The sequence below is a fragment of the Streptomyces hyaluromycini genome (genome assembly GCF_002217755.1).
Taxonomy (GTDB): Bacteria; Actinomycetota; Actinomycetes; order Streptomycetales; family Streptomycetaceae; genus Streptomyces; species Streptomyces hyaluromycini.
Map to the genome: position 1 here is coordinate 571266 of NZ_BCFL01000018.1, position 23514 is coordinate 594779.

19 protein-coding genes are annotated in these 23514 nt (G+C 70.1%); 9 read left to right on the forward strand and 10 right to left on the reverse strand.

All coding sequences use genetic code 11. From position 1 onward, the window contains the following. Positions 1 to 52: 52 nt before the first annotated feature. A complete protein-coding gene (gene glnA2 / locus SSP29_RS15710; protein ID WP_089101251.1) occupies positions 53 to 1414 on the reverse strand; it encodes a gamma-glutamylpolyamine synthetase GlnA2 in 1362 nt (453 codons plus the stop codon). Between the two features lie 375 nt (positions 1415 to 1789). Here glnA2 and SSP29_RS15715 point away from each other — a divergent pair, with 375 nt between their 5' ends. Further along, positions 1790 to 2959: a globin domain-containing protein gene (locus SSP29_RS15715; RefSeq protein ID WP_089101252.1), complete on the forward strand. Its 1170-nt coding sequence runs from the start codon at positions 1790 to 1792 to the stop codon at positions 2957 to 2959. A gap of 121 nt (positions 2960 to 3080) precedes the next feature. Here the strand turns inward: SSP29_RS15715 and SSP29_RS15720 are convergent, their stop codons facing one another. Beyond that, positions 3081 to 3524 carry an Rrf2 family transcriptional regulator gene (locus SSP29_RS15720; RefSeq protein ID WP_089101253.1) on the reverse strand — a complete coding sequence of 148 codons (444 nt, stop codon included), beginning with the start codon at positions 3522 to 3524 and terminating at the stop codon, positions 3081 to 3083. Between the two features lie 170 nt (positions 3525 to 3694). On the opposite strand from SSP29_RS15720, the gene SSP29_RS15725 reads away from it, so the two are divergent. The 3 genes from SSP29_RS15725 to SSP29_RS15735 all read left to right on the forward strand — a co-directional run bounded on the left by SSP29_RS15725 (position 3695) and on the right by SSP29_RS15735 (position 7278). Further along, positions 3695 to 4366: a thioredoxin-like domain-containing protein gene (locus tag SSP29_RS15725; RefSeq protein WP_089101254.1), complete on the forward strand. Its 672-nt coding sequence runs from the start codon at positions 3695 to 3697 to the stop codon at positions 4364 to 4366. A gap of 1 nt (position 4367) precedes the next feature. Beyond that, positions 4368 to 5003: a DUF305 domain-containing protein gene (locus SSP29_RS15730; RefSeq protein ID WP_089101255.1), complete on the forward strand. Its 636-nt coding sequence runs from the start codon at positions 4368 to 4370 to the stop codon at positions 5001 to 5003. Positions 5004 to 5316: 313 nt separating this feature from the next. Continuing rightward, complete coding sequence (locus SSP29_RS15735) at positions 5317 to 7278, forward strand: S53 family peptidase (protein ID WP_089101256.1); 1962 nt, start codon at positions 5317 to 5319, stop codon at positions 7276 to 7278. Positions 7279 to 7409: 131 nt separating this feature from the next. On the opposite strand, the gene SSP29_RS52520 is transcribed toward SSP29_RS15735, so the two are convergent. From SSP29_RS52520 to SSP29_RS15755, 4 genes are all read right to left on the reverse strand, one after another. Continuing rightward, entirely contained in the window at positions 7410 to 8090 is a 681-nt protein-coding gene (locus SSP29_RS52520) for a hypothetical protein (protein ID WP_145968896.1), read from the reverse strand. A gap of 267 nt (positions 8091 to 8357) precedes the next feature. Next, positions 8358 to 9017 (reverse strand): response regulator transcription factor, encoded by a 660-nt coding sequence (locus SSP29_RS15745; RefSeq protein WP_089101258.1) that lies wholly within the window; start codon positions 9015 to 9017, stop codon positions 8358 to 8360. 73 nt (positions 9018 to 9090) lie between these two features. Continuing rightward, positions 9091 to 10272, reverse strand: a complete 1182-nt coding sequence (locus tag SSP29_RS15750) for a sensor histidine kinase (RefSeq protein ID WP_089101259.1) — start codon at positions 10270 to 10272, stop codon at positions 9091 to 9093. A 110-nt stretch (positions 10273 to 10382) separates the two neighbouring features. Then, the gene (locus tag SSP29_RS15755; protein ID WP_089101631.1) at positions 10383 to 12593 is read right to left on the reverse strand and encodes an MMPL family transporter; all 2211 of its coding nucleotides are present in this window, start codon (positions 12591 to 12593) and stop codon (positions 10383 to 10385) included. A gap of 574 nt (positions 12594 to 13167) precedes the next feature. Here SSP29_RS15755 and SSP29_RS15760 point away from each other — a divergent pair. The 4 genes from SSP29_RS15760 to SSP29_RS15775 all read left to right on the forward strand — a co-directional run bounded on the left by SSP29_RS15760 (position 13168) and on the right by SSP29_RS15775 (position 17060). Further along, complete coding sequence (locus SSP29_RS15760) at positions 13168 to 14514, forward strand: sialidase family protein (RefSeq protein WP_089101260.1); 1347 nt, start codon at positions 13168 to 13170, stop codon at positions 14512 to 14514. A 200-nt stretch (positions 14515 to 14714) separates the two neighbouring features. Next, on the forward strand, positions 14715 to 15365 hold the full coding sequence (locus SSP29_RS15765; RefSeq protein WP_089101261.1) for a tetratricopeptide repeat protein: 651 nt from the start codon (positions 14715 to 14717) through the stop codon (positions 15363 to 15365). Positions 15366 to 15389: 24 nt separating this feature from the next. After that, complete coding sequence (locus SSP29_RS15770) at positions 15390 to 15890, forward strand: GNAT family N-acetyltransferase (RefSeq protein WP_089101262.1); 501 nt, start codon at positions 15390 to 15392, stop codon at positions 15888 to 15890. A 483-nt stretch (positions 15891 to 16373) separates the two neighbouring features. Continuing rightward, positions 16374 to 17060, forward strand: coding sequence for an alpha/beta hydrolase (locus tag SSP29_RS15775; RefSeq protein WP_089101263.1), 687 nt, complete (start codon positions 16374 to 16376; stop codon positions 17058 to 17060). A 153-nt stretch (positions 17061 to 17213) separates the two neighbouring features. Here SSP29_RS15775 and SSP29_RS15780 read toward each other — a convergent pair whose 3' ends face one another. The 4 genes from SSP29_RS15780 to SSP29_RS15795 all read right to left on the reverse strand — a co-directional run bounded on the left by SSP29_RS15780 (position 17214) and on the right by SSP29_RS15795 (position 22216). Next, positions 17214 to 18434, reverse strand: coding sequence for an MFS transporter (locus tag SSP29_RS15780; RefSeq protein WP_089101264.1), 1221 nt, complete (start codon positions 18432 to 18434; stop codon positions 17214 to 17216). A 147-nt stretch (positions 18435 to 18581) separates the two neighbouring features. Continuing rightward, the gene (locus SSP29_RS15785) at positions 18582 to 19634 is read right to left on the reverse strand and encodes an endonuclease/exonuclease/phosphatase family protein (RefSeq protein WP_089101265.1); all 1053 of its coding nucleotides are present in this window, start codon (positions 19632 to 19634) and stop codon (positions 18582 to 18584) included. 237 nt (positions 19635 to 19871) lie between these two features. Further along, positions 19872 to 20501: a TetR/AcrR family transcriptional regulator gene (locus SSP29_RS15790; protein WP_089101266.1), complete on the reverse strand. Its 630-nt coding sequence runs from the start codon at positions 20499 to 20501 to the stop codon at positions 19872 to 19874. A gap of 116 nt (positions 20502 to 20617) precedes the next feature. Then, positions 20618 to 22216, reverse strand: a complete 1599-nt coding sequence (locus SSP29_RS15795) for an MFS transporter (RefSeq protein WP_150134251.1) — start codon at positions 22214 to 22216, stop codon at positions 20618 to 20620. 210 nt (positions 22217 to 22426) lie between these two features. Between SSP29_RS15795 and panB the strand changes: the two genes are divergently transcribed. Then, positions 22427 to 23302, forward strand: coding sequence for a 3-methyl-2-oxobutanoate hydroxymethyltransferase (gene panB / locus SSP29_RS15800; protein ID WP_089101268.1), 876 nt, complete (start codon positions 22427 to 22429; stop codon positions 23300 to 23302). Positions 23303 to 23514: the final 212 nt, after the last annotated feature.

Here is a 23514-nt window from a genome sequence, read left to right on the forward strand (position 1 = left end):
GACCCCGCGAAGGCCCAGGGTGACCGAATCGTGACGACATGCCCCCGGAGGGTTACAGCACCGGCAGGTTCTTCCGCAGCTCGAAGGCCGTGACCTCGCTGCGGTACTCCTCCCACTCCTGGCGCTTGTTGCGCAGGAAGAAGTCGAAGACGTGTTCGCCGAGGGTGTCGGCGACCAGGTCGCTGTTCTCCATGAGGGTCAGGGCCTCGCCGAGGTTCTGCGGGAGGGGTTCGATGCCCATGGCGCGGCGCTCGGCGTTGGAGAGGGCCCAGACGTCGTCCTCGGCGCCCGGCGGGAGCTCGTAGCCCTCCTCGATGCCCTTGAGGCCGGCGGCCAGCAGGACGGCGTAGGCCAGGTACGGGTTGGCGCCGGAGTCGATGGAGCGGACCTCGACGCGGGCCGAGCCGGTCTTGCCGGGCTTGTACATCGGGACGCGGACCAGCGCGCTGCGGTTGTTGTGGCCCCAGCAGATGTAGGACGGGGCCTCGCCGCCGGCGCCCGCCGTGCGCTCGGAGCCGCCCCAGATGCGCTTGTAGGAGTTCACCCACTGGTTGGTGACCGCCGCGATCTCGGCGGCGTGCTTCAGCAGGCCCGCGATGAAGGAGCGGCCGACCTTGGAGAGCTGGAACTCGGCGCCCGACTCGTAGAAGGCGTTGCGGTCGCCCTCGAAGAGGGAGAGGTGGGTGTGCATGCCGGAGCCGGGGTGCTCGGAGAACGGCTTCGGCATGAAGGTCGCCTGCACCCCCTGCTCCAGCGCGACCTGCTTCATGACAAGGCGGAACGTCATGATGTTGTCGGCCGTGGAGAGCGCGTCGGCGTAGCGCAGGTCGATCTCCTGCTGGCCGGGGGCGCCCTCGTGGTGGGAGAACTCGACCGAGATGCCCATCGACTCCAGCATGGTGATCGCCTGGCGGCGGAAGTCCATGCCGACGTTGGTGGGGGTGTGGTCGAAGTAGCCGGAGTTGTCGGCCGGGGTGGGGCGGGAGCCGTCCAGCGGGCGGTCCTTCAGGAGGAAGAACTCGATCTCGGGGTGGGTGTAGAAGGTGAAGCCGAGGTCGGAGGTGCGGGCCAGGGCACGCTTCAGCACGTACCGGGGGTCCGCGAAGGACGGGGAGCCGTCCGGCATGAGGATGTCGCAGAACATGCGGGCCGTGCCGGGGGTCTCCGCGCGCCACGGCAGGACCTGGAAGGTGGACGGATCCGGCTTGGCGATCATGTCGGACTCGTAGACCCGGGCGAAGCCCTCGATGGCGGAGCCGTCGAAGCCGATGCCCTCGTCGAAGGCCTGTTCAAGCTCGGCCGGGGCCACGGCGACGGACTTGAGGAAGCCCAGCACGTCCGTGAACCACAGGCGTACGAACCGGATGTCGCGCTCCTCCAAGGTCCGGAGCACGAACTCCTGCTGCTTGTCCATCTTCCGCTTCCCCATCCTTGCTGGTCAGGCCGCCTGTCTCCCTGTCCCGCAGGAGGCGGTCGGGCACCTGAGCATCACACCACAACAGCATTTCATGCGCGTTGCGCACCTTGATCGCCCGAGCGACCTCGGCCTGAACGGCTCTCGTACGGCAGGTGTCCTGCCCTGCCGCCCATCTTGCCTGCTCGCGCCGACATCCGTAATGGCCGGACCGGTTTCCCGGGTGTCCGTCAGGTGACGGACCCCACGGTGACAGACACCACGGTGACGGACACCACGGTGACGGACACCACGGTCCTTAAATTTGAATCTCAGATGCAAGTTTTAATAGCGTGCGGGACACCGAGCCGTTCGGCCGAGCCACAAGGAGCCCCGATGCTGTCCGAGCCGTCCGCCGCCACCGTCCGCGCCACCCTGCCCGTCGTCGGCGCGGCGATCGGCGAGATCACCGGGCGTTTCTACGCCCGGCTCTTCGCCGCCCACCCCGACCTGCTGCGCAACCTCTTCAACCGCGGCAACCAGGCCGCCGGCACCCAGCGGCAGGCCCTCGCCGGCTCCATCGCCGCGTTCGCCACGCACCTGCTGGACCACCCGGACCAGCGGCCCGACGCGATGCTCGGGCGCATCGCCCACAAGCACGCCTCGCTGGGCGTCACGCCCGAGCAGTACGCCGTCGTCCACGAGCACCTCTTCGCCGCCATCGCCGAGGTGCTCGGCGACGCCGTCACGCCCGAGGTCGCCGCCGCCTGGGACGAGGTCTACTGGCTGATGGCGAACGCGCTCGTCGCGATCGAGAAGCGGCTGTACGAGGAGAGCGGCGACCTCCAGGGGCTGCGGCCGTGGGAGGTCGTCGAGCGGGTGGCGGAGACCGCCGACGTCGTGACCTTCCGGGTGCGGCCGGTGGACGGCCGGGCGGCGGTGCGCGGCTTCCGGGCCGGGCAGTACGTCTCCGTGGGCGTCACCCTCCCCGACGGCGCCCGCCAGATACGCCAGTACAGCCTCTCCGGCGCGCCGGGCGGGCCGGTCCGCCAGTTCAGCGTCAAGCGCGACGGCGAGGTCTCCCGTCACCTGCACGCGCGCGTGCACGAAGGTGACGTCCTCGAACTGTCGGAGCCGTACGGCGACCTCGTGCTCGGCGACACCGCAGACCGCCCTCTCCTGCTCGCCTCCGCCGGTATCGGGGTGACGCCGATGGTGGCGATGCTGGCCGCCCTCGCGGCCGACGGCCACCGCGCCCCGGTGACCGTCGTACACGGCGACCGCTCCCCCGCCGACCACGCCCTGCGCGCCGACCACACGGCCTACGCGGCCAAGCTCCCGGACGCCTCCGTCCACCTCTTCTACGAGCGGGGCGGGGAACCGGGCACCCGCAGCGGCCTGGTCGACCTCGCCGACGTCCCGGTACACCCCGGCACGCGCGCGTACCTGTGCGGCCCGCTTCCCTTCATGCGCGCGGTCCGCGCCCAACTGCTGGCGAAGGGCATACCTGCGGCCGACATCCACTACGAGGTCTTCGGCCCGGACCTGTGGCTGGCACAGACCTGAGCCGCAACGCCCCGAAAGGGGCGCGGGACCCTGTCTGATATGCGGCTACCGCCGCGTGGGCGCGACCAGCCACAACGGCGCCGCAGCCGCAAACCGGCAGACCGCGGCACCCCCACAGGCGCTAAACCGCCCCCGGCCCCTTGGAAATACCGAGCAGCAGCGCCCCCGTCGGCTCCGCCACCATGTCCGCCACCGTCACCGGGTCCAGCGACGCGAAGAACGCCTCCTGGGCCCGGCGCAGGGCGCCCCGCAGCCGGCACCCGGAGTTCAGCGGGCAGGGCGTCGCCCCCTCGCAGTCCACCACGTCCCCGTCGCCCTCGAAGGTGCGCACCAGCGCGCCCACCGAGGCGGTACGGCCCCTCTCGGTCAGCGTGAGCCCGCCGCCCCGGCCGCGCCGGGCGTCGACCAGCCCCAGGTGCTGGAGTTCGGCGACCACCTTCGCAGCGTGCGTGTACGGCACGTCCATGTCCGCCGCGACCTCGCGGGTCGTCGGGCTGGACCCGTCCGCGACGGCAAGCCGCATCAGGAGACGTAGAGCCAGGTCGGTGGAGCGCAGCAGCCGCATACCGGCCAGCGTAGGTAATATGCATCCGCCATTCAAATTATCGGTTTCCTGTCGGATCGCGGGTCTTTCCGGTTCTTTCCTGTGCCCTCCCTACGACCGGCCGCATCTCCCCCATTACGATCAGCGAGCCCCACCCTTCACGCCCCTTTCCCCCAAGAAGGACACGGCCCATGGCTACCGCCAAGAAGAGCAACAACGCAGCGCGCAAGGCACGCATAGAGGAGATGCGGCGTGCCGAGCAGGCGCGTGAGCGGCGCAACCGGATCCTGGTGATCGGCGCGAGCGTCGTGGTCGTCGCCGGTCTCGTGGTCGGCGGCGTGGTGCTCGTCAACTCGCAGTCGGGAAAGAGCGACACCGCGAGCGACGCGAAGGGCAGCTCCGGGGACTCGGGGCACTTCACCACCGGCAGTGACGGCGTGCGGACCTGGACGGGCAAGCTCTCCCGCACCCATGTCACGGGGACCGTGAGCTACCCGATGCACCCGCCGGTCGGCGGCAACCACAACCCGGTGTGGCTCAACTGCAACGGCAACGTCTACACCAAGGCCGTGAAGGACGAGAACGCCGTGCACGCGCTCGAACACGGCGCGGTCTGGGTGACGTACACCGACAAGGCGAAGAAGTCCGACGTGGACACGCTGGCGGCGAAGGTGAAGCAGACGCCGTACTCGCTGATGAGCCCGTACACGAACCAGACCTCGCCGATCGAGCTGACGGCGTGGGGGCACCAGCTGAGCGTGACGAGCGCGGACGACCCGAAGGTCGGCAAGTTCTTCGAGACGTACGTGCAGGGCAAGCAGACCCCGGAGCCGGGGGCCTCCTGCACCGGCGGGACGATGTGACGTGAAGAGGCACATCGGCTGGATCGCCGGGACCGCTGCGGCGGTGCTCGTTGCCGCCGGCGCGATCACCTACGCGGTCGCCGAGGACGGCAGCGGTGGCGGTGGGGGCCTGAGCGTTCCGAGCGCGGACGGGGCGGACGCGGGGTTCGCGCGGGACATGGCGGTCCACCACCAGCAGGCCGTGGAGATGTCGTACATCATCCGCGACCGCACGCAGAACGTGGAGGTGCGGCGGCTCGCCTACGACATCGCGCAGACGCAGGCCAACCAGCGGGGCATGCTGCTGGGCTGGCTGGACCTGTGGGACCTGCCGAAGGTGTCGGCGAAGCCGCCGATGTCCTGGATGGGCATGGGCGACATGCCCGAGCGCGGGGACGGTTCGCTGATGCCGGGCATGGCGACCGACACCGAGCTGAAGAAGCTGGGGACCCTGAACGGCAAGCAGGCGGAGATCTTCTACCTCCAGCTGATGACGGACCACCACAAGGGCGGCATCCACATGGCCGAGGGGTGTGTGGCCAAGTGCACCGTCACGGTGGAGAAGAGCCTCGCCCAGGGCATGGTGGACGCGCAGCAGTCGGAGCTGACGACGATGAAGCAGATGCTGAAGGAGCGGGGCGCGAAGCCGCGCGACTGACCAGTCGCGGCCGAACTGCCGCGACTGAACTGCCGTACAAGACGGGGGACTTGTCGACTTAACGGCACCGCAAGCTTTCAACAACAATCGCAACCGATCTGTAATGTTCTGCGCGCCGCCGAAAGTGGACCAAAAGCCCCTAATCAACGCCCACTTGGGACTTCCTTGGGTTTCTCATTCCCCTGGCATGAACAGTTCACCGAAAGAGTGACGTCCACCGTGTGATCCATTCACGGGCCGTTCCGCCGCAGGCCTCCTGGTGATCACGGACGACCGACCACTCCATGCGACGAACCGCATAGCAGGGGGCAGTATGAGATCCAACCGTGCCAAGGTGCGGGCCAGCGTGAGTATGGCAGCGACACTGCCGATGATCGTCGGCGCGCTCGCACTCGGCATACCCGCGGCGCACGCTGCGGACAGCCCGGCCCGTGACAGCCTGAAGGGCACCAAGCCCACCTGGGCCACGGCGAAGGCGGACAAGGGCGCCACCTCGAACAGCGCGCAGGTCAAGGCCCGCGTCTACCTGGCCGGCCAGGACGCCAAGGGCCTCGCGGCCTACGCGAAGGCGGTGTCCGACCCGAGCTCGCCGCTGTACGGCAAGTACCTCAGCGCCAAGCAGGTGCAGGCCCGCTACGGCGCCACCAAGGCCCAGGTGAAGGCCGTCAAGTCCTGGCTGACCGCGGCCGGCCTGACGGTCACCGAGGTCACGCAGCACTACGTCGCCGTCTCCGGCGACGTGGCCGCCGCCGAGAAGGCGTTCGGCACGCAGCTGCACAACTACGCCAAGGGCTCGAAGACCTACCGCGCCCCGGCGACGACGGCGACCGTGCCGTCTTCCGTCGGCAACGCCGTCCTGACCGTCACCGGCCTGGACAACGCGCCGCACAAGGCGACCCACGACGACACGCTGCCGCCCCCGGCCACCGTGTTCAAGAACTCCGGGCCGTTCTCCTCGTACTACGGCTCGAACGTCGCGACCACGCTGCCGGACGCGTACGGCACCAAGATCCCGTACGCCGTCGAGGGCTACACCGGCAAGCAGCTGCGGGCCGCCTACGGCGCCGGCAAGTACACCGGCAAGCACGTGCGCGTCGCGATCACCGACGCGTTCGCCTCGCCGACCATCGCCTACGACGCCGGCACCTACGCCAAGGCGCACGGCGACGCCTCGTGGAAGACGAGCCAGCTGCACCAGGTGCTGCCCCCGAACTACACGAACACCGGCGCCGACGAGTGCGACGCCTCGGGCTGGTACGGCGAGGAGACCCTCGACGTCGAGGCCGTGCACGCGGTCGCGCCGGACGCCGACGTCACGTACGTGGGCGCCGCGTCCTGCCAGGACAGCGACCTGCTGGACGCGCTCAGCAAGATCGTCGACAACCACCTCGCCGACATCGTCTCCAACTCCTGGGGCGACATCGAGGGCAACGAGACCCCGGACGTCCAGGCCGCCTACGACCAGGTCTTCCAGCTGGGCGCGGTGCAGGGCATCGGCTTCTACTTCTCCTCCGGTGACAACGGCGACGAGGTCGCCAACACCACGGTGAAGCAGGTCGACACCCCGGCCAACTCCGCCTGGGTGACCGCGGTCGGCGGTACCTCCCTCGCCGTCGGCAAGGACGACAAGTACCTGTGGGAGACCGGCTGGGGCACCGAGAAGGCTCTGCTGGCGGCCGACGGCAAGAGCTGGACCAACTTCCCCGGCGCGTTCACCTCGGGCGCGGGCGGCGGCACCAGCAAGACGGTCGGCGAGCCGTACTACCAGAAGGGCGTCGTCCCGGACTCCCTCGCGAAGGCCAACAGCGCCACCGGCAACCGCGTGGTCCCGGACATCTCCGCGATCGCCGACCCCAACACCGGTTTCAAGGTCGGCCAGACGCAGACCCAGGCGGACGGCACCGAGGCGTACAGCGAGTACCGCATCGGCGGCACCTCGCTGGCCGCGCCGGTCATCGCGGCGGTCCAGGCTCTCGCCCAGGAGGCGGGCGGCGGCAAGGCGATCGGCTTCGCCAACCCGCTGATCTACTCCAAGTACGGCACGAAGGCCTACCACGACGTCACCGACAAGCCGACCGGCAAGGACCTCGCGGTCGCCCGCGTCGACTTCGCCAACGGCTTCGACGCCACCAACGGCCTGCTGACCTCGGTCCGCAGCCTCGGCAAGGACAGCTCCCTGTCCGCGGTCAAGGGCTACGACGACGTCACCGGCGTCGGCAGCCCGGCGGCCGGCTACGTCGAGTCGTACCAGCCGAAGGCGCACCGCAAGCACTGATCCGCTGACGCGGTGAACCGCTGAGCAAAGGGGCGTGGGGTCCTGACGGACCTCACGCCCCTTTGCGTTGCGGCTGTTTGAGGGACGCGCTGGAGGGGACCTGGGTGGCTGACCGGCCTTCGGCGCACAGGCTAGGTCTGGGAATCCTCCCCGCACACCAGGTCATACGCTTCCCGGAAACCCGGAGAGGTTCCCGTGTCACGGCCGCACTTGATCATGCCCTGGGTCTTCCCGTACCACGTGGTGACGGTGCCGTAGACCGGGGTCTTCTCGTTGCCGGCGCACCCTTGGACGAAGCTCGCCTCGACCACCTGCACGCCGATCACGGAGAGGTAGTCGCCGGTCTTTCCTGTCATATCGGCAGTCCCGAAGCCCGCGGCGCCTGGCAACGGTACCGACTCGCCGTTGTGAGCAAGCGGCTTTCCACCGAGACTCATGTGCCGTTCCAGGGAGGAGAACACCGACGCCGCGGGCACTTTCCCACTGGCCGCAACGCCGGCTGTCACCTTGCGTACGGGAATCGCATGGAAGGTGATGTCTGCCGCGCTCTCACCCTTTTTGACGCGAACCAGCTGCGAAACAGCGACCAGTTTCCCTTCGGTCCTGATCTTTCCCCAGTGGATTCGGGCGTTCTTGCACGCCCGCTCCGCCACCGAGACGGCCGTCGACCTGGGGGACGGCGTCGCTTCGGCTTCCTTGCCCTGCGAGGACGCGGTGCACGCCGTCGCCACCAGGGCTGTTGCGGCCAGCACGGCTGCCCGCCGCAATCCGGCCGCCCTCCTGTCGGCCGCCTTTCGGCCGGGCCGTGTCATCAGCAGTACCCCTTCTTCACCGTTGCGGACAGTCCGTCCTGGGCGGGCTCGGTCATGTGCGTTCCCTCGCCGTGCATGGACAGCCGGACCTCGATCCCCAGTTCGCCGAAGAACTCGGATCCTATTCCGAACGGCGGGGTGGAGAAGTCCCCTCGATCAGCCGCTCGGGATCCGCACCGGCCGGGACTGCCATGCCCGTTGCCTCGCGTACCACTGCCCAGCTCGCCTCGGCTCCCGTCTGCGGGTCTCCACGAGGACGGGCGTCGGTCAGGGCCGGACCAGTCCGCTCTGGTAGGCGATGACGACGAGTTGGGTGCGGTCGCGGGCGTTGAGTTTGGTCATGGCGCGGTGGATGTGGGTGCGTACGGTCAGGGGGCTGAGGAAGAGCTCGCTCGCGATCTCGGCGTTGGACTTGCCCTGCGCTGCCTCGATCATGACTTCACGCTCCCGGCCGGTCAGGGCCGCGAGTTCGGGCGGCGGGGCCGTGACGGGGACCGGAGTGGTGAGGAATCGGGTGATCAGGGTCTGGGTGGCTTTCGGTGACAGGAGTGCCTCGCCGCCGGCCACGGTGCGGATTCCGTCGACGAGGGCCTGGGCGGAGACGTCCTTGCCGAGGAAGCCGCTGGCACCCGCGCGCAGGGCCTGGGCCACGTACTCGTCGGTCTCGAACGTGGTCAGGATGAGGATGCGGGTCGTGGACAGGGCGGGGTCGGCGCAGATCTCGGTGGTGGCGGCGAGGCCGTCGGTGCCCGGCATGCGGATGTCCATCAGGACGATGTCGGGACGGTGGCGGCGGGTGAGCGCGACCGCTTCGGCGCCGTCGGCCGCCTCGCCGATGACCTCCATGTCGGGGACCTCGCCGATGAGGATGCGGAAGGTCATGCGCAGGAGCTGCTGGTCGTCGGCGAGGAGGATGCGAGTCGTCATCGGGCCTGTCTTCGCGGATGAGGGGGCACGGATGAGGGGGCATGGATGAGGGGGCACGAACGAGGGGGCCGGGTCAGGGCAGGATCGGCAGGTCGGCGGTGACGCTGAAGCCCCCGTCCGGCTGGCGTCCGGCGGTGAAGCTGCCGCCGGCCGAGTGCGCGCGCTCACGCATGCCGATGAGTCCGAAGCCGTCACCGTCGGGGGTGCGGGAGGGGGCGACGGAGAGCCGTCCGGGCGTGTTGGCGACCGTGATCGTCAGCCGTTCGTGCCCGTAGCCGAGCCGGACGTGCGCGGTGCCGCCGGGGGCGTGCTTGGTGATGTTGGTGAGGGCCTCCTGCACGATGCGGTACGCGCTGAGATCCACACCGGGTGAGAGCTGCTGCTCCTTGCCCTCGGTGACGACCTGGACATCGAGGCCGGCCGATGTGAACGACTCGATCAGGTCCGGGAGTTGGGCCAGGCCGGGGGCCGGTTCGAGGAAGTCGGGGTCGTCGGGCCGGCGCAGCAGGCCGACGGTGGCCTTGAGTTCGCGCAGCGCCGAGGAGGTGGTGGCGGCGAGCTGGTTCACCATGGGGGCGACCTTGTGGGGGCTGGTCCGGGCGAGGAAGGTGAGGGTGCCGGCCTGGGCGTTGGCCAGGGCGAGGTGGTGGGCGACGACGTCGTGGAGCTCACGGGCGATGCGGACACGTTCGTCCGCCACCCGGTGCCTGGCCTCTTCCTCGCGGGTCCGTTCGGCGTACGCGGCACGGGTCTCGACCGCTTCGAGGTAGGCGTTGCGCATGCGGGCGGCGGAACCCAGGGCCACCGGCAGCAGCAGGCACAGGATCGGATTGACGGTGGCCAGCGGCCAGGGGCGGCCGCCGCGGTCACCGAAGAGGGTGGACAGCACGATCATCGCCGTCACCGGGAGGCAGAAGCGGTAGACCGTCCTGGGCGCGACACGGGCGGCGATCCCGTACAGGGCGACCAGGACGGGGGCCAGGAGCATCGGGGTGAGGAGATAGCCCACCGCGCCGGCGGCGCCGGCGCACACGGCGGTGCCGAGTACGACCCCGTACGGGTGACGGCGCCGCCACAGCACGGCGACGGAGGCCACCGCCGCGAGCGGCAGAGCGGACCACCAGCCGAGACCGTCGGCGTAGGACTTGCTGCTGTAGTACGCCACCGGCCCGGACAGGACGAACAGCACCACGACGAGCACCGTGTCGAGGAGACGGCGGTGTCGGCGGGAAAAGTGCTGCCAGCGGGTGGTCATCGACGCTTGCTCCGGCGAGGTGGGCGTGAAGCCATCCTGCCAAACGACCGCGATCGGTGAGGCGGGGCGGCCGCCGTGCCGGAGGCCGCCCCGGCCCCGTAGAGCCTGGATCAACGGGGTACCGCTTCCGCGACCGGCGCGGGTTCCGTCTCGGCGGCGGGCGTACGGCTCAGGGACTCGCCCTCGATGTCGACGCGGGGCAGCCACCGGGCGAGCCGGGCCGGAAGCCACCAGGCCCGCTCGCCCAGCAGGGCCATGACCGCGGGGACCAGCGCCATCCGCACGACGAGGGCGTCGAAGAGGACGGCGACGGCCAGGCTGAATCCGATCATCTTGATCAGGGCGAGGCCGGCGCCGACGAAGCCGGAGAACACGGCGATCATGATGAGTGCGGCGGCGACCACGACCCGCGCGCTGTGCCGGAAGCCGGTGACGACGGCCTCGGCGGGCCGCTCGCCGTGGGTGTACGCCTCGCGCATCCGGGAGACCAGGAACACCTCGTAGTCCATGGCCAGGCCGAAGACGATGCCCACCATCATGATCGGCATGGTGCTCATCACCGGGCCGGTCTGCTGCAGGCCGATCAGGTCGGCGAGCCGACCCCACTGGAAGACCGCCACCACCGCGCCGAGCGCGGACAGCACGGACAGCAGGAACCCGAAGGCGGCCTTGACCGGGACCAGCACGGACCGGAAGACGACCAGCAGCAGGAGGAAGGCCAGGCCGACCACGACCGCCAGGTAGGGCACCAGGGCGCTCTGCATCTTGTCGGCGACGTCGATGTTGATCGCCGTGGTGCCCGAGACGAGGAAGGTCGCGCCGGTCTCGGCCGTCACCGCCGGCCGTTCGGCGCGGATGGTGCGGACCAGGTCCTTGGTCTTCTCGTCGGTGGGCGCGGTGGAGGCGGTCGCCGTGAAGATCGCGGTGTTGCCCGCCGGGTTGAAGACGGGCGGAGTGACGGAGACGACGCCCTTGGTCGCGGAGATCGTCTCGGCCACGCTCTTCGCGGCGCTCCTGGGGTTCTTCGCGCCCTTGGCGTCCACCACGACGGTGAAGGGGCCGTTGAAGCCGGGGCCGAAGCCGTCGGCGAGTTCGTCATAGGCCCGTCGTTCGGTGGTCGCGGTGGACTTGGACTCGTCACCGGGCATGCCGAGCCGCAGGTCGAGGACCGGCAGCGCCACGACTCCGAGGCCGATGACCGAGGCGAGCAGCACCGGCACCGGCCGGCGCTGTACGAACCGTGCCCACCGGGTGCCCGCGTTGTCCCCGGTACGGGCGCCGCTGTCGCGGCCCTTGCGGATACGGCGGGGCAGGACCGCGTTCGGCAGGATGCCCAGCAGGGCGGGTACGAGGGTGAGGGCGACCAGGACGGCGACGACGACGGCTCCGGCGGCGGACAGGCCCATCTTGGTGAGCGTCGGCACGCCGACCACGGACAGTCCGGCCAGGGCGATGACGACGGTCAGGCCGGCGAAGACCACCGCCGAGCCGGCGGTGCCCACGGCGCGGCCGGCGGCCTCCTGCGGGCTGTGCCCGTGGCCGCGTTCCTCGCGGTAACGGGAGACGACGAACAGGGCGTAGTCGATGCCGACGGCCAGGCCCAGCATGGAGGCGAGGCTGCTGCTCGTGGTCGACAGCCCGAGCGTCGAGCCGAGCGCCATGATCGACACGGTGCTGATGCCCACCCCGAGTACGGCGGTCAGCAGCGGCAGCCCGGCCGCGGCGAGGGAACCGAAGGTCACCAGCAGGACGACGGCCGCGATGACGACGCCGATCAGCTCACCGGACCCGCCGGCGGCAGCGTCGTCGGCGAGGACCGGCCCGCCCACATCCACGGTCAGCCCGGCGTGCCGGGCTTCGTCGACCGCCTTCCGGAGGTTGTCCTTGGTGGCGTCGGTGAGGTCCTTGGACGCGGCCTTGTAGGTGACCGTCGCAAACGCCGTGGAGGCGGCCTTGTCGACCGTGCCGGCGCGGAAGGGGTCCACGGCGGCCCGGACCTGGCTGCTGTCGGCTGCCTCGCCGACCAGCTTCTCGATCACCGCCCGGTTGGCGGCGGAGGTCAGCTTCTGCCCGCTCGGTGCGACGAAGACGATGCGCGCCGTCGCCTGGTTCGGGCTCTGCGAGGCGCCCGGGAACCGCTTCTGCAGCAGGTCGTAGGCGCGCTGCGACTCGATTCCCGGCATGGAGCCGGTGTCGTCGGGGGGCGAGGCCGCCTGGGTCGAGGCGAAACCGAGGGCACCGAGCAGCACCACCCAGAGCAGGGCGACGTACCAGCGCCGCCGGAAGGCCGTACGGCCCGTGCGGTAGAGGAAAACAGCCACGGAGCGGATCTCCACATCAGAATCGGGAACGCACCCATGCTGCGAAGCCGGAGCCCCGGCCGTCGTCGTGCCGACGCCGACAGCTCCTACTGAGATCGCCGACCCCGCCTACTGAATCGGCAGTACCGCCGGACAGGCGGTAGCCGCCCGGGGGGGCGAGGGGGCTGCGCACCGGACCCGCCACCGCGCTGTCCTCAGGGAGGCCGGACGGGCCCGCGAGCCGCCAGCCGCGCGGGGGCGCAGGAGAACGCCGTCGCTCGACGGCCCACGCCGGCCATCAGCCGTCCACGGGGGGCCAAGAACACCCGCCCGCCCGGTGTGCACGACCGCGAGCCGGGCCGGCGGGCTGCTCTCATACCTGCGCAGTAGCCGCCGTCGTACGCAGGCAGTACCCGCGGGCCTGCACCCGTCCGACGCCGTGCCCTCGGGCGGGCTGCCACTCTCTGAGGGCTTCACCGCCCGGCCGGCGCAGCCACTGCGCGCGCCCCTGACCAGGTACCGGCCCGCCCCGCACCGAGGGCGCCGCCGGTGACCGGGCCCTCACCCGCCGGAACATCCGAGAGGACTGCCGAGCATGCCGCTCACCGCCTTAACGAGAGCGAGAACCGCCGCCGCACTGTCCGCGCTCATCCTGCTGGCCGGCGCCCCCGCCGCCCTCGCCGAGACGGACTCCGCCCCCGCACATCACCCGGCGAACGAAAAGATCCTGGAGACCGACGTCACCAACCTCCCCGACACCCGGGAGGGACAGCCGGTCCTCGCGGTCAACCCCAGGAACCCGGACAACCTGGTCTTCACCTCGACCGTCTTCCCCGACAGTCCCGGCCTTGAGCCCGTGGGCGCCTGCTTCGTGGCCTTCTCCTTCGACCGGGGCAGGACCTGGCACCGGTCGTCCTGGCCGATGGGCGACCGCCCCCAGTGCGGTGAGCCGGAAGTCACGACCGACGCCGACGGGGTCTTCTACATCTCGAACAACCAGATCGGCCCCGACCGCTACACGACGTACACCAACCACAACGTCGTCTCCAAGTCCGTCGACGGCGGCCGGACGTGGACGGGCCCGGTGCAGACACCGCTGGTCCTGGGCGGTGCACCCAAGCTCCGCGTGGACCGGGCGACCGGCAAGGTGTACGCGGTCGCCTCCCACACGGCGTTCGAGTACCCCAGCGCCATCTCGGTCAGCGGCGACCAGGGCGGGACCTGGTCGGACCCGTCGACGATCCCCGGTCCCCAGCCCTGTGTCGAGATCACCCCCGACCTGCCCCCGTCCTGCGGCTACCCCGGCCGTGAGATCGCCGTGTACGGCGGGATCCTGGCCTCCGCGAGCCAGGGCGACGACGGCAGGGTCGCCTTCTACACCACCCGCGACGACGGAAAGAGCTGGCGGACCCTCCCGGTCACCGACAGCGACGGCACCCCCGTCCTCAACGGCACCGGCTCCCTCGTACCGGTGCCGGCCCTGGGCGCCGCCGCCGACCCCGTCCCCTGGGTGTCCGCCGACCCCACCCGCAAGGGCCGGTTCGCCGTCATGGTCCCCCGCGACTCGAACCTGGAGGTGTACGTCACCGACAACGCCGGCAAGTCCTGGACCGGCCCGGCCACCATCGCCGCACCCGACGCACAGCGCCCCTGGTTCGACTTCGGCCCCGACGGACAGCTCGGCGTCATGTGGCGCACCACCGAACTCAACGTCTACTCGGTGGTCTCCTTCGACCACGGCCGCACCTTCAGCGACCGCCTCCAGGTCAACAGGACCACCGAACCCGCCGGCGTCAACGGCCCGCCCGGAGACCGCTGGTCGACCATCACCCTCGACAAGAAGTACGCCTACGTCAGTTGGGCCGACGGCCGCAACGGCGAACTCGACGCCATCCTGGGCCGCGTCCCGCTGAGCGCCTACCACGGCGGACAGCGCCCCTGACACTCCGACACTCCGGCCTCTTCCAGCCGCCGGAGACGAGTCGGGCGGGGCCCGCAAGCCCCGCCCGACTCGCGCAGGGCCGGCCGCTCGGCCTGCGTGAACTCATCCGGGGCGCGGGCCGCAGGACGGTCCCCTGCGAGACCAGCCGTCCTCGGAGATAGCCTCGGTGCTGTCATCGTCCGACGGGGAGGGGCTGACGTATGCAAGGGCAGGACTGGATCGAACGTGCGGGTGAGCTGTTCGAGGCGGCGATGTTCGGCGGGGACGTGTCCGCGCTGGAGCGGTCCGATGACGTGCTGGACGCGGTCGAGGCACCGCTTTCCATGGCGCGGGGCAAGGTACTGCACGTCCGTTTCCTGAACGACCGCGAGGAGGACGGCCGGGAACTGGTGCTGTTCGAACGCGCGGCCGAGTTGTACGGGCGTCTGGGGGACGCGTCGGGTGAGGCGGACGCGTTGTTCTGGGTCGGCTGCTGGCATCAGGTGGTCAAGGGCGACGGCGCCACCGGCAGACCGTACTTCGAGCGGTCGTACGCGCTGGCGAAATCCGTCGACGACCGGATGACGATGTCCTATGCGATCCGCCACCTGGGCTTCGCCGACAAGGACGAAGGCCGCTTCGAGGAGGCCCGCAGGCGGCTGACCGAATCGGTGACACTGCGCCACGAGATCGGTTTCCGGCCCGGGGAGGCCGCCGGCCTGGTGGCGCTGGCCTACCTCGCGGCCGAGACCGGCGATCCGGCGGCGGCGTTCCGCCACCTCGACGAGGCCCGGTCGGTCGCCGAGAGCTGCGGTGCCAAGGCCGTGTCGGGGTGGATCGAGCAGGCCCGCACACACATCCGCTCCGCGTAGCGGACGGCGACCCGGAGGACCGTGATGCCCGTACTACGTCAGGCCGGTGTTTCCGACCACGGCACGCTCGTCGGGTGTGTGCAGCGATGGTGGGGGGACTCACGCACCCCCGAACGGGCCCGGGAGCTGTCCCTGTTGCTGCCCAGGCTGTTCCTGCAGTTCTTCTCCGGCACCAGCCTGGTCCTGGAGGAAGGCGCGGAGATCCGTGCCTTCCTCATCGGCTTCCACGCCGCCGACAACGGCACCGAGGCGTACATCCACTTCGTGGGAGTGGACCCGCAGGTGCGTGGACAGGGCGTGGCCCGGCGCCTCTACACGGAGTTCTCCCGGCGCGCCGCCGAGGCGGGCCGCACGGAGGTCCGTGCGATCACCTCGCCGGGTAACGCGGGGTCCATCGCGTTCCACCGTGCGATGGGGTTCTCCGTGGAGAGCGGGGACAGGGAGATCGACGGGCTGTCCGTCCACACCGACTACGACGGTCCCGGGCAGGACCGGGTGTGTTTCCGGAAAGGGATCGCTCCCTGAACCGTGCTGTCGGTCCCGCATGCACCACACTCGCGACGCCAAAGCCCAGGACGGCCAGGGCCGCGGCCTGGCCGTGGGTCTGGCCGTGGGTCTGGCCGTGGGTCTGGCCGTCCTCAACGCGCTGACCGACAGGTGAGGTATGGGCGGTGCCCGGACCGCAAGACAGTCTGGTGCGAGCTGCGGAACTGAGCCGCGCCGAAGTCATCCGGGGGCGGTTCATGTGAGCGAACGCCGACAGGTTGCCGCGGGGAAGCGAGCGGCCCGACGGCAACTTCGCGGCTCGGGCCGGCGCATCTCCCTCGATCAACTCCGGCAAGGACGAACTGCCTACGGCGTCCCTCCGCCGAGACGGACGACGACCCCGACCTCGTAGGCCCAACGATATCGGGGTGGGGCGACATGCTTGATTATCGCGGATAACAGGCACTAAACATGCAGAATAACGCAATGTTGGATATTTGATCTCCCTTCAGGAGGAAATTCATGGCGGGCAAACCCAGCATTGTCTTCGCCCACGGACTCTGGGCGGATGGGTCGTGCTTCAACAAGCTCATCCCCACACTCCAGGCCGAAGGGCACGAGGTTTTCGCCTCACAGCACGGCCTCGACTCGCTCGAAAGCGACGTCGCATGCGTCAACTTCACGCTCAACCACGTCCCCGGCCCGATCGTGCTGGTCGGTCACTCCTACGGCGGGACCCTGATCACCAAAGCGGGCACCCACGACCGTGTCGGCGCTCTGGTGTACATCGCCGCGCTCGCCCCGGACGAGGACGAGACGTCCCAGGAACAGCAGGACAAGTTCCCCCGCACGCCCATCTTCGAGCACGTGGAGGTCGCTGACGGCCGCGTGTGGCTCAAGCCCTCAGGCGTCCCGCACTTCTGCGGCGACCTCCCGGAAGCGGAGCAGAAGCTCGTCCTGGCGACGGGCGCCGTGCCGGTGGCGGACCTGTTCAACCAGCAGGTTCCCGGCACCGCCTGGCGGACGAAGCCAAGCTGGTACATCGTCGCCAACGACGACCACACCGTGCACCCCGACCTGGAGCGGTCCGCCGCCGAGCGCATGGGCGCCAAAACCCGTGCCGTGGACAGCAGTCACGTTCCCATGCTCTCGCATCCCGACTTCGTCCTGGATGTGATCCGTGAGGCCGCGAAGTCCCTCGACGCCTAGGGCCAGGCCGACGACGACCGGCCGCAGCGCGACACGCGAGGAGGCGGCCCCGGACCGGCCGGGCCGCCTTCTGTGCAACGGCATCACGCTTTCGAGCTCAGCAAGTCGCCCCGACGAAACTCCGGGCGCCGGCCGACCGGGGTGGGCGGTGCGTCAGGAGCGCACGGTTTCGGCAGGCTTCGGGACGTGCGAGGCGACCACCCGCTCGTGGACGGTCGCCGGAACCGCCCGCCGCCGGTCCACCGCGTACGCCACGCTCGCCACGCCCAGGCCCAGGACGGCCAGGGCCGCGCCCGCCAGCGCCGGGGAGGTGACGCCGAAGCCCGCGGCCAGGGCCACGCCGCCGATCCAGGCGCCGCCGGCGTTGGCGAGGTTGAAGGCCGCCTGGTTGGCGGAGGAGGCGAGGGAGGGGCCCGCGGACGCCCGCTCCATGACCATCAGCTGGAGGGGCGAGCCGGTGATGAATGCCGCGATGCCGAGCAGCACCACCGCCAGCGCCGCGCTCCACTCCGTGCGCATCAGGACCGGGAAGAGGAGCAGCACCGCGACCATGGACACCAGGCCACCGAAGAGCGTGCCGCGCATCGCGTGGTCGGCGAGGCGGCCGCCGACCAGGTTGCCGATCGTGGCGCCGACGCCGAAGAGGGCAAGGAGCAGGGTGACGTTCGCATCAGCGTAACCGGCGGCGTCCGTCAGCATCGGCGTGATGTAGCTGTACGCGGAGAAGAGGGCACCGAAGCCGACGACCGTCGTGGCGAGGGCCAGCCAGACGGGGAGGGAGCGCAGGGCGGAGAGTTCGCCGCGCAGGCCGGAGGCCGGGGCCGGGGCGTGGGCGGGGTGGATGAGGAGGAGGACGGCGGCCATCGCGGCGACGCCGATGAGGCTCACGCCCAGGAAGGCCGCCCGCCAGCCGAGGTGCTGGCCCACGAGGGTGGCGACCGGGACGCCCGCGATGTTGGCGACGGTCAGGCCCATGAACATCAGGGAGACGGAGCGGGCCCTGCGCTCCGGTGCCACCAGGTTGGTGGCGACGACCGCGCCGACGCCGAAGAAGGCGCCGTGCGGGAGGCCGCTGAGGAAGCGGGCGGCCAGCAACGAGTCGTAGCCGGGGGCCAGCGCCGAGAGCGCGTTGCCCGCGACGAACAGGGCCATCAGGGAGACGAGGACCGTGCGGCGGGGCAGGCGCGCGGTGAGCGCGGCCAGGAGCGGGGCGCCGATGACGACGCCCAGCGCGTACGCCGAGACCAGATGGCCGGCGGCGGGGATCGAGATGTGCAGGTCGTCGGCGACGTCGGGCAGCAGCCCCATCATGACGAATTCGGTGGTGCCGAGACCAAAAGCGCCGACGGCCAGGGCGAGCAGGGCCAGAGGCATGAGGGGCTTTGCCTTTCGGGGAGCAGGTTCCGTACGTTCTAAGTTCAGCTACGGAACAAAGTCTCGCAGGCCAAGTATTCCGCCAGGTTACGGCGCAGTGTCCGGTTGTCCTGACAAAAGAAACAACGCTGTGCTGACCAGCGCTTTTTACGAACCCGATGTGGTCAGGTTCACACGGGCGGCGACCGGGAGGTGATCGCTTCCGGTCCTCGGCAGGGTCCAGGAGCTCTCCGGCTCCACGCCCTTCACCATGATCTGGTCGATGCGGGCCATCGGGAACGAGGCCGGCCAGCTGAACCCGAACCCGCTGCCCGCCGCGCCCTGCGTGGAGCGCATCTGCGAGGTGACGCCGTTCAGGGAGCGGTCGTTCATCGTGCCGTTGAGGTCACCGAGGAGGACGACCCGCGACAGGCTCTCGTCGGCGATGGCCTCGCCCAGCGCGTCCGCGCTCTTGTCGCGCTGCCGGGCGGTGAACCCGGCGTTCATCTTGACGCGTACGGAGGGGAGATGGGCGACGTAGACGGCGAGGGGGCCGTGCGGGGTGGCGACCGTGGCCCGCATCGCGCGCGTCCAGCCCAGTTTGATGTCGACGGCCTTGACCCCGGTGAGGCGGTACTTGCTCCACAGCCCGACGGTGCCCTCGACCGCGTGGTACTTGTACGTCGACGCCAGCGCCTTCTCGTAGGTCGGGACGGCCGTCGCCGTCAGCTCCTCCAGGGCCAGCACGTCGGCGCCGGAGGAGGCCAGCCGGGTGGCCGTGCCGGTCGGGTCGGGGTTGTCGGCGTTCACGTTGTGGGTGGCGACCATGAAGTCGCCGCCGGAGCCCTGCTTGTCGGTGAGCAGTCCGCCGAACAGGTTCAGCCAGACGATCGCCGGGAGCAGCACGGCGATCAGCGCCGTCGCCGACCTGCGCAGGATGCCGATCAGCAGCAGGACCGGGATCAGCAGGCCCAGCCAGGGCAGGAAGGTCTCGGTGAGACTGCCGAGGTTGCCGACGGCGTTGGGGATGCGGGAGTGCAGCAGCATCACACCGGCGAGGAGCAGCGCCACCACGGCGGTGACGATGCCCCGGCGCCAGATCCGCGGATCGTCGCGCCAGCCGGAAAGCAAACGGTTCACCAGGCGCCGGAACCGGTCTCCCCGACGCTCGGGTCCCGAGCCGCCGTTGTCCGTCTCCGTCATGTACGCCTGCTGCGCCATACCGTCTGCCTCACAACCTGCCGTGCACACCGTCGTCCCCCGGATACGACCCTAGGGGATGATCGGCTTCTCTCCCGCCGTCACATGACGGCCGTACGGAAGACGAGGACGAACAAGCCGATGGAAGGGGTTCCGGTTACCGCCGGGTCCGCCGGGACTGTGACGAAACGCGAACACTCGGGTCATCTCCGCGGCGGCCGCCCGGCCCTGACTACGGCTCCGGACTACGGCTCCGGACTACGGCTCCGGTGTGCCGACCGGTCCGAGACCCGCCAGCACGGTGTCGACCATCTGTTCGGCCAGTCCCTCGGGAAGTTCCGCCTCCGGGCGCAGTATGGCCCTGAGCAGCATCGGGCCGGTGAACATGTCGTTGGCCAGTTCGAGGTCGACGTCGGCGCGGAGTTCGCCGTTCCGCTGGCCCCGGCGCAGCACTTCCTTGCCGAGTTCCCGCCGGGGGTTGATGACGTTGGCGTGGTACGCGTCCCAGATGCGGGGGCTGCTCTTCATCTGGGCGTAGACGTTGTGCAGGATGGCCGACGAACGGTTCACCAGGCCGCGCTGCCGCAACGCTTCCAGCAGCACGATGAGGTCGTCGCGCATGGAGGTTCCGGGGAGTTCGGGGTCGGGGGGCTCGGCGGCGCGCATGACGTCGACGAAGAGCTCCTCCTTGCCGTTCCAGCGGCGGTAGATGGTGGCCTTGCCGACGCCGGCGGTCCGGGCGATCCGCTCGATGGACAGCTCGGCGAGCGGAACGCCTTCCTCCAGGAGCTTCATCACGCCCTCCAGGATGGCGATCTCCACCGCCTCGCTGCGCGGGCGGCCCCGGGCCGGGCCGATGGACCGCGGTCCGCTGTCGGCAAGCGTCACGTCATACCGTCCTCTCACTGGCTGGGGGAATTCTCCCGCAGCCGAAGCCTCCCCCCGTGGTCGCCCACGAGGTTTCCCCCGTGGCTCCTGCCCGTGCTGCCGGTCCGTTCAGTCGTTCACTCCGCTGCTACGACCAACTCCTGCTCCCGGTCGCCCTGCTGACCGGCCGGCGGCTTGCCCGGCAGGAAGAGGGTCACGACCACGGCGCCGATCAGCGCGACGCCCGCGCCGCACAGGGCGGTGGTGTGCATGGCGTGCAGGAAGGCGTCGTTGGCGGGGGTGACCAGGGCCCTGCCCTGCGCCCCGAGCTTGGCGGCGACGCCGAGCGTGGCCTCGATGGACTCGCCGGCGGTATCGCGCAGCCCGGGCGGCAGCGCGCCGAGCTTGCCCTCGATGCCGTCGCGGTACGACGTGGAGAGCACCGAGCCGAGCACGGCGATGCCGAGGGCGCCGCCGACCTGGCGGAAGGTGTTGCTGAGCGCGGAGGCGGAACCGGCCTTCTCGCGGGGCAGGGCCTGCATGATGACGACCGAGGTGGGCGTCATGATGTGCGCCATGCCGGTGCCCATCAGGAAGAAGACGACCTCGAGGATCCAGATGGGCGTGTCGGCCTCGAAGGTGGCGAAGGCGCCCAGGGTGAGGGCGATCAGCACCAGACCGCCCGCGGTGGTGGCCTTGTTGCCGATCCGGTCCACCACCAGGCGGGCCCGCGGCGCGAAGATCATCTGCGCGGCGGCCAGCGGGAGCAGCAGCAGACCGGACTGCAGGGGCGAGTAGCCGCGCACGCTCTGGGTGTAGAAGACGGAGAAGAAGGTCACGCCCATCAGCGCGAAGAAGACCAGCGCGATGGCGGCCATGGCGGCCGAGAAGACCTTGTTCTTGAAGTAGGTGACGTCCAGGGACGGGTGGTCGCTGCGCTTCTCGTAGATCACGAAGCCGGCGAGGACCGCGATGCCGGCGAAGATGGTCGCGAGGACCTTGGCGTCGGTGAAGTCGGCGAGTTCGCCGCCCTTGATGATGCCGTAGACCAGCAGGACGAGACCGACGACGGACAGGACCACGCCGACGGGGTCGAGGCGGCCCGGGCGCGGGTCGCGCGAGTCGGGCACCAGCCAGAACATCAGGGCGAGCGCGATGATCACGATCGGTACGTTGATGAGGAAGACCGAGCCCCACCAGAAGTGGTCGAGCAGCACACCGCCGGTGATCGGGCCGATGGCGATGGCGAGGCCGACGCCGCCGGCCCAGATGCCGATCGCCTTCGGCTGCTCCTGACGCTCGAAGACGTTCATCAGGACGGCGAGGGTGGCGGGCATCACGAAGGCGGCGCCGAGGGCCATCAGGGCGCGGAAGGCGATCAGCGAGTCCGCGGAGCCGGACTCGGCGGCGAGGGCCGAGCCGATGCCGAACACCACGAGGCCGCCGATCAGCACCTTCTTGCGACCGAGGCGGTCGCCGACGAGGCCGGCGGTGAAGAGCAGGCCGGCGAAGACGAGGGTGTAGGCGTTGATCGCCCACTCCAGCTGGCTCTGGGTGGCACCGAGGCCGACCGGGGCCGGGGTGGAGATGGTCTTGACGGCGACGTTGAGGATCGAGTTGTCGAGCACCACGATCAGCAGGCTCAGCATCAGCACGCCGAGAATCGCCCAGCGACGCCGGTACACCGCCTCGGATATGCGGGGGCCGGGCGGAGCGTGGTCGGCAGGAGTTGTCATGACGACGAGCCTAAGGGCATTTCAATACGGCACCGTCTCGTATCTGAATACCTTTACCCGGGCTTTATAAAACGCGACAGGGTGGGGCGGTGGCCGGTGGCCGATGGATCACATGGGGGTGGTCTGGCCGAGGGCGGCACGAAGTGCCACCATGGGAGGGATCCGGGGACGCCGTCAGGGTGCCTCGAGATGACTGAAGGAGCCGTTGCCATGACGCAGCTTTCGGCTGCCCAGACTGTGCAGAACAGCCCCTCCGACGGCAGCAGGGCGCTGTACGGGGGGAAGGGCACTCGCCGCATCACGGTCCGCGACATCGCCCTCGCCAAGGAACGCGGCGAGAAGTGGCCCATGCTCACCGCCTACGACGCGATGACCGCGTCCGTCTTCGACGAGGCCGGCATCCCCGTGCTCCTGGTCGGCGACTCGGCAGGCAACTGTCACCTCGGCTACGAGTCGACGGTGCCCGTCACTCTGGACGAGATGACGATGCTGTCGGCGGCCGTGGTCCGCGGCACCCAGCGCGCCCTCATCGTCGGCGACCTCCCCTTCGGCTCCTACCAGGAGGGCCCGGTGCAGGCGCTGCGCTCGGCGACCCGGCTGGTGAAGGAGGCGGGCGTCGGCGCGGTCAAGCTGGAGGGCGGCGAGCGGTCGCACGAGCAGATCCGGCTCCTCGTCGAGTCCGGCATCCCGGTGATGGCGCACATCGGCCTGACCCCGCAGTCCGTCAACGCGATGGGCTACCGCGTGCAGGGCCGCGGCGAGGAGGCGGCCCAGCAGCTGCTGCGGGACGCCAAGTCGGTCCAGGACGCGGGCGCGTTCGCGGTCGTACTCGAACTGGTCCCGGCGGAGCTCGCGGCCGAGGTGACCCGGGTGCTGCACATCCCGACGGTCGGCATCGGCGCCGGTCCCGAGACCGACGCGCAGGTCCTGGTCTGGACGGACATGCTCGGCCTGACCTCGGGCCGGGTCCCGAAGTTCGTGAAGAAGTACGCGGATCTGCGCGAGGTCATGGGCAACGCGGCCCGCGCCTACGCCGAGGACGTCGTCGGCGGAACGTTCCCGCTGGAGGAGCACTCCGTCCACTGAGCACACCGCGCACAAGGGCACACCCCAGAGCCACTGCGGAAACACCAAGGACAGCCCGCCGATCTTCCCCCGTCGGCGGGCTGTCCCGCGTCGTGATGGACATGGCCGGCCCCGGCGACGAGACTGGCCGCCCACCACACGTCAAGACTTCTGCCGGGTGACGGAGTCGGTGCGGGGCGCGTGTCCCCTCCCCGCGCCAGCACTGGACGGTT

Bases quoted from the DNA above. Each gene is read 5' to 3' on its own strand.
- SSP29_RS15750 (WP_089101259.1), bottom strand. From the start codon at position 10,272: ATGACCACCCGCTGGCAGCACTTTTCCCGCCGACACCGCCGTCTCCTC.
- SSP29_RS52520 (WP_145968896.1), bottom strand. From the start codon at position 8,090: ATGACACGGCCCGGCCGAAAGGCGGCCGACAGGAGGGCGGCCGGATTG.
- SSP29_RS15765 (WP_089101261.1), top strand. From the start codon at position 14,715: ATGCAAGGGCAGGACTGGATCGAACGTGCGGGTGAGCTGTTCGAGGCG.
- SSP29_RS15795 (WP_150134251.1), bottom strand. From the start codon at position 22,216: ATGACAACTCCTGCCGACCACGCTCCGCCCGGCCCCCGCATATCCGAG.
- glnA2 (WP_089101251.1), bottom strand. From the start codon at position 1,414: ATGGACAAGCAGCAGGAGTTCGTGCTCCGGACCTTGGAGGAGCGCGAC.
- SSP29_RS15725 (WP_089101254.1), top strand. From the start codon at position 3,695: ATGGCTACCGCCAAGAAGAGCAACAACGCAGCGCGCAAGGCACGCATA.
- SSP29_RS15785 (WP_089101265.1), bottom strand. From the start codon at position 19,634: ATGGCGCAGCAGGCGTACATGACGGAGACGGACAACGGCGGCTCGGGA.
- SSP29_RS15760 (WP_089101260.1), top strand. From the start codon at position 13,168: ATGCCGCTCACCGCCTTAACGAGAGCGAGAACCGCCGCCGCACTGTCC.
- SSP29_RS15735 (WP_089101256.1), top strand. From the start codon at position 5,317: ATGAGATCCAACCGTGCCAAGGTGCGGGCCAGCGTGAGTATGGCAGCG.
- panB (WP_089101268.1), top strand. From the start codon at position 22,427: ATGACGCAGCTTTCGGCTGCCCAGACTGTGCAGAACAGCCCCTCCGAC.
- SSP29_RS15715 (WP_089101252.1), top strand. From the start codon at position 1,790: ATGCTGTCCGAGCCGTCCGCCGCCACCGTCCGCGCCACCCTGCCCGTC.
- SSP29_RS15780 (WP_089101264.1), bottom strand. From the start codon at position 18,434: ATGCCTCTGGCCCTGCTCGCCCTGGCCGTCGGCGCTTTTGGTCTCGGC.
- SSP29_RS15775 (WP_089101263.1), top strand. From the start codon at position 16,374: ATGGCGGGCAAACCCAGCATTGTCTTCGCCCACGGACTCTGGGCGGAT.
- SSP29_RS15770 (WP_089101262.1), top strand. From the start codon at position 15,390: ATGCCCGTACTACGTCAGGCCGGTGTTTCCGACCACGGCACGCTCGTC.
- SSP29_RS15745 (WP_089101258.1), bottom strand. From the start codon at position 9,017: ATGACGACTCGCATCCTCCTCGCCGACGACCAGCAGCTCCTGCGCATG.
- SSP29_RS15720 (WP_089101253.1), bottom strand. From the start codon at position 3,524: ATGCGGCTGCTGCGCTCCACCGACCTGGCTCTACGTCTCCTGATGCGG.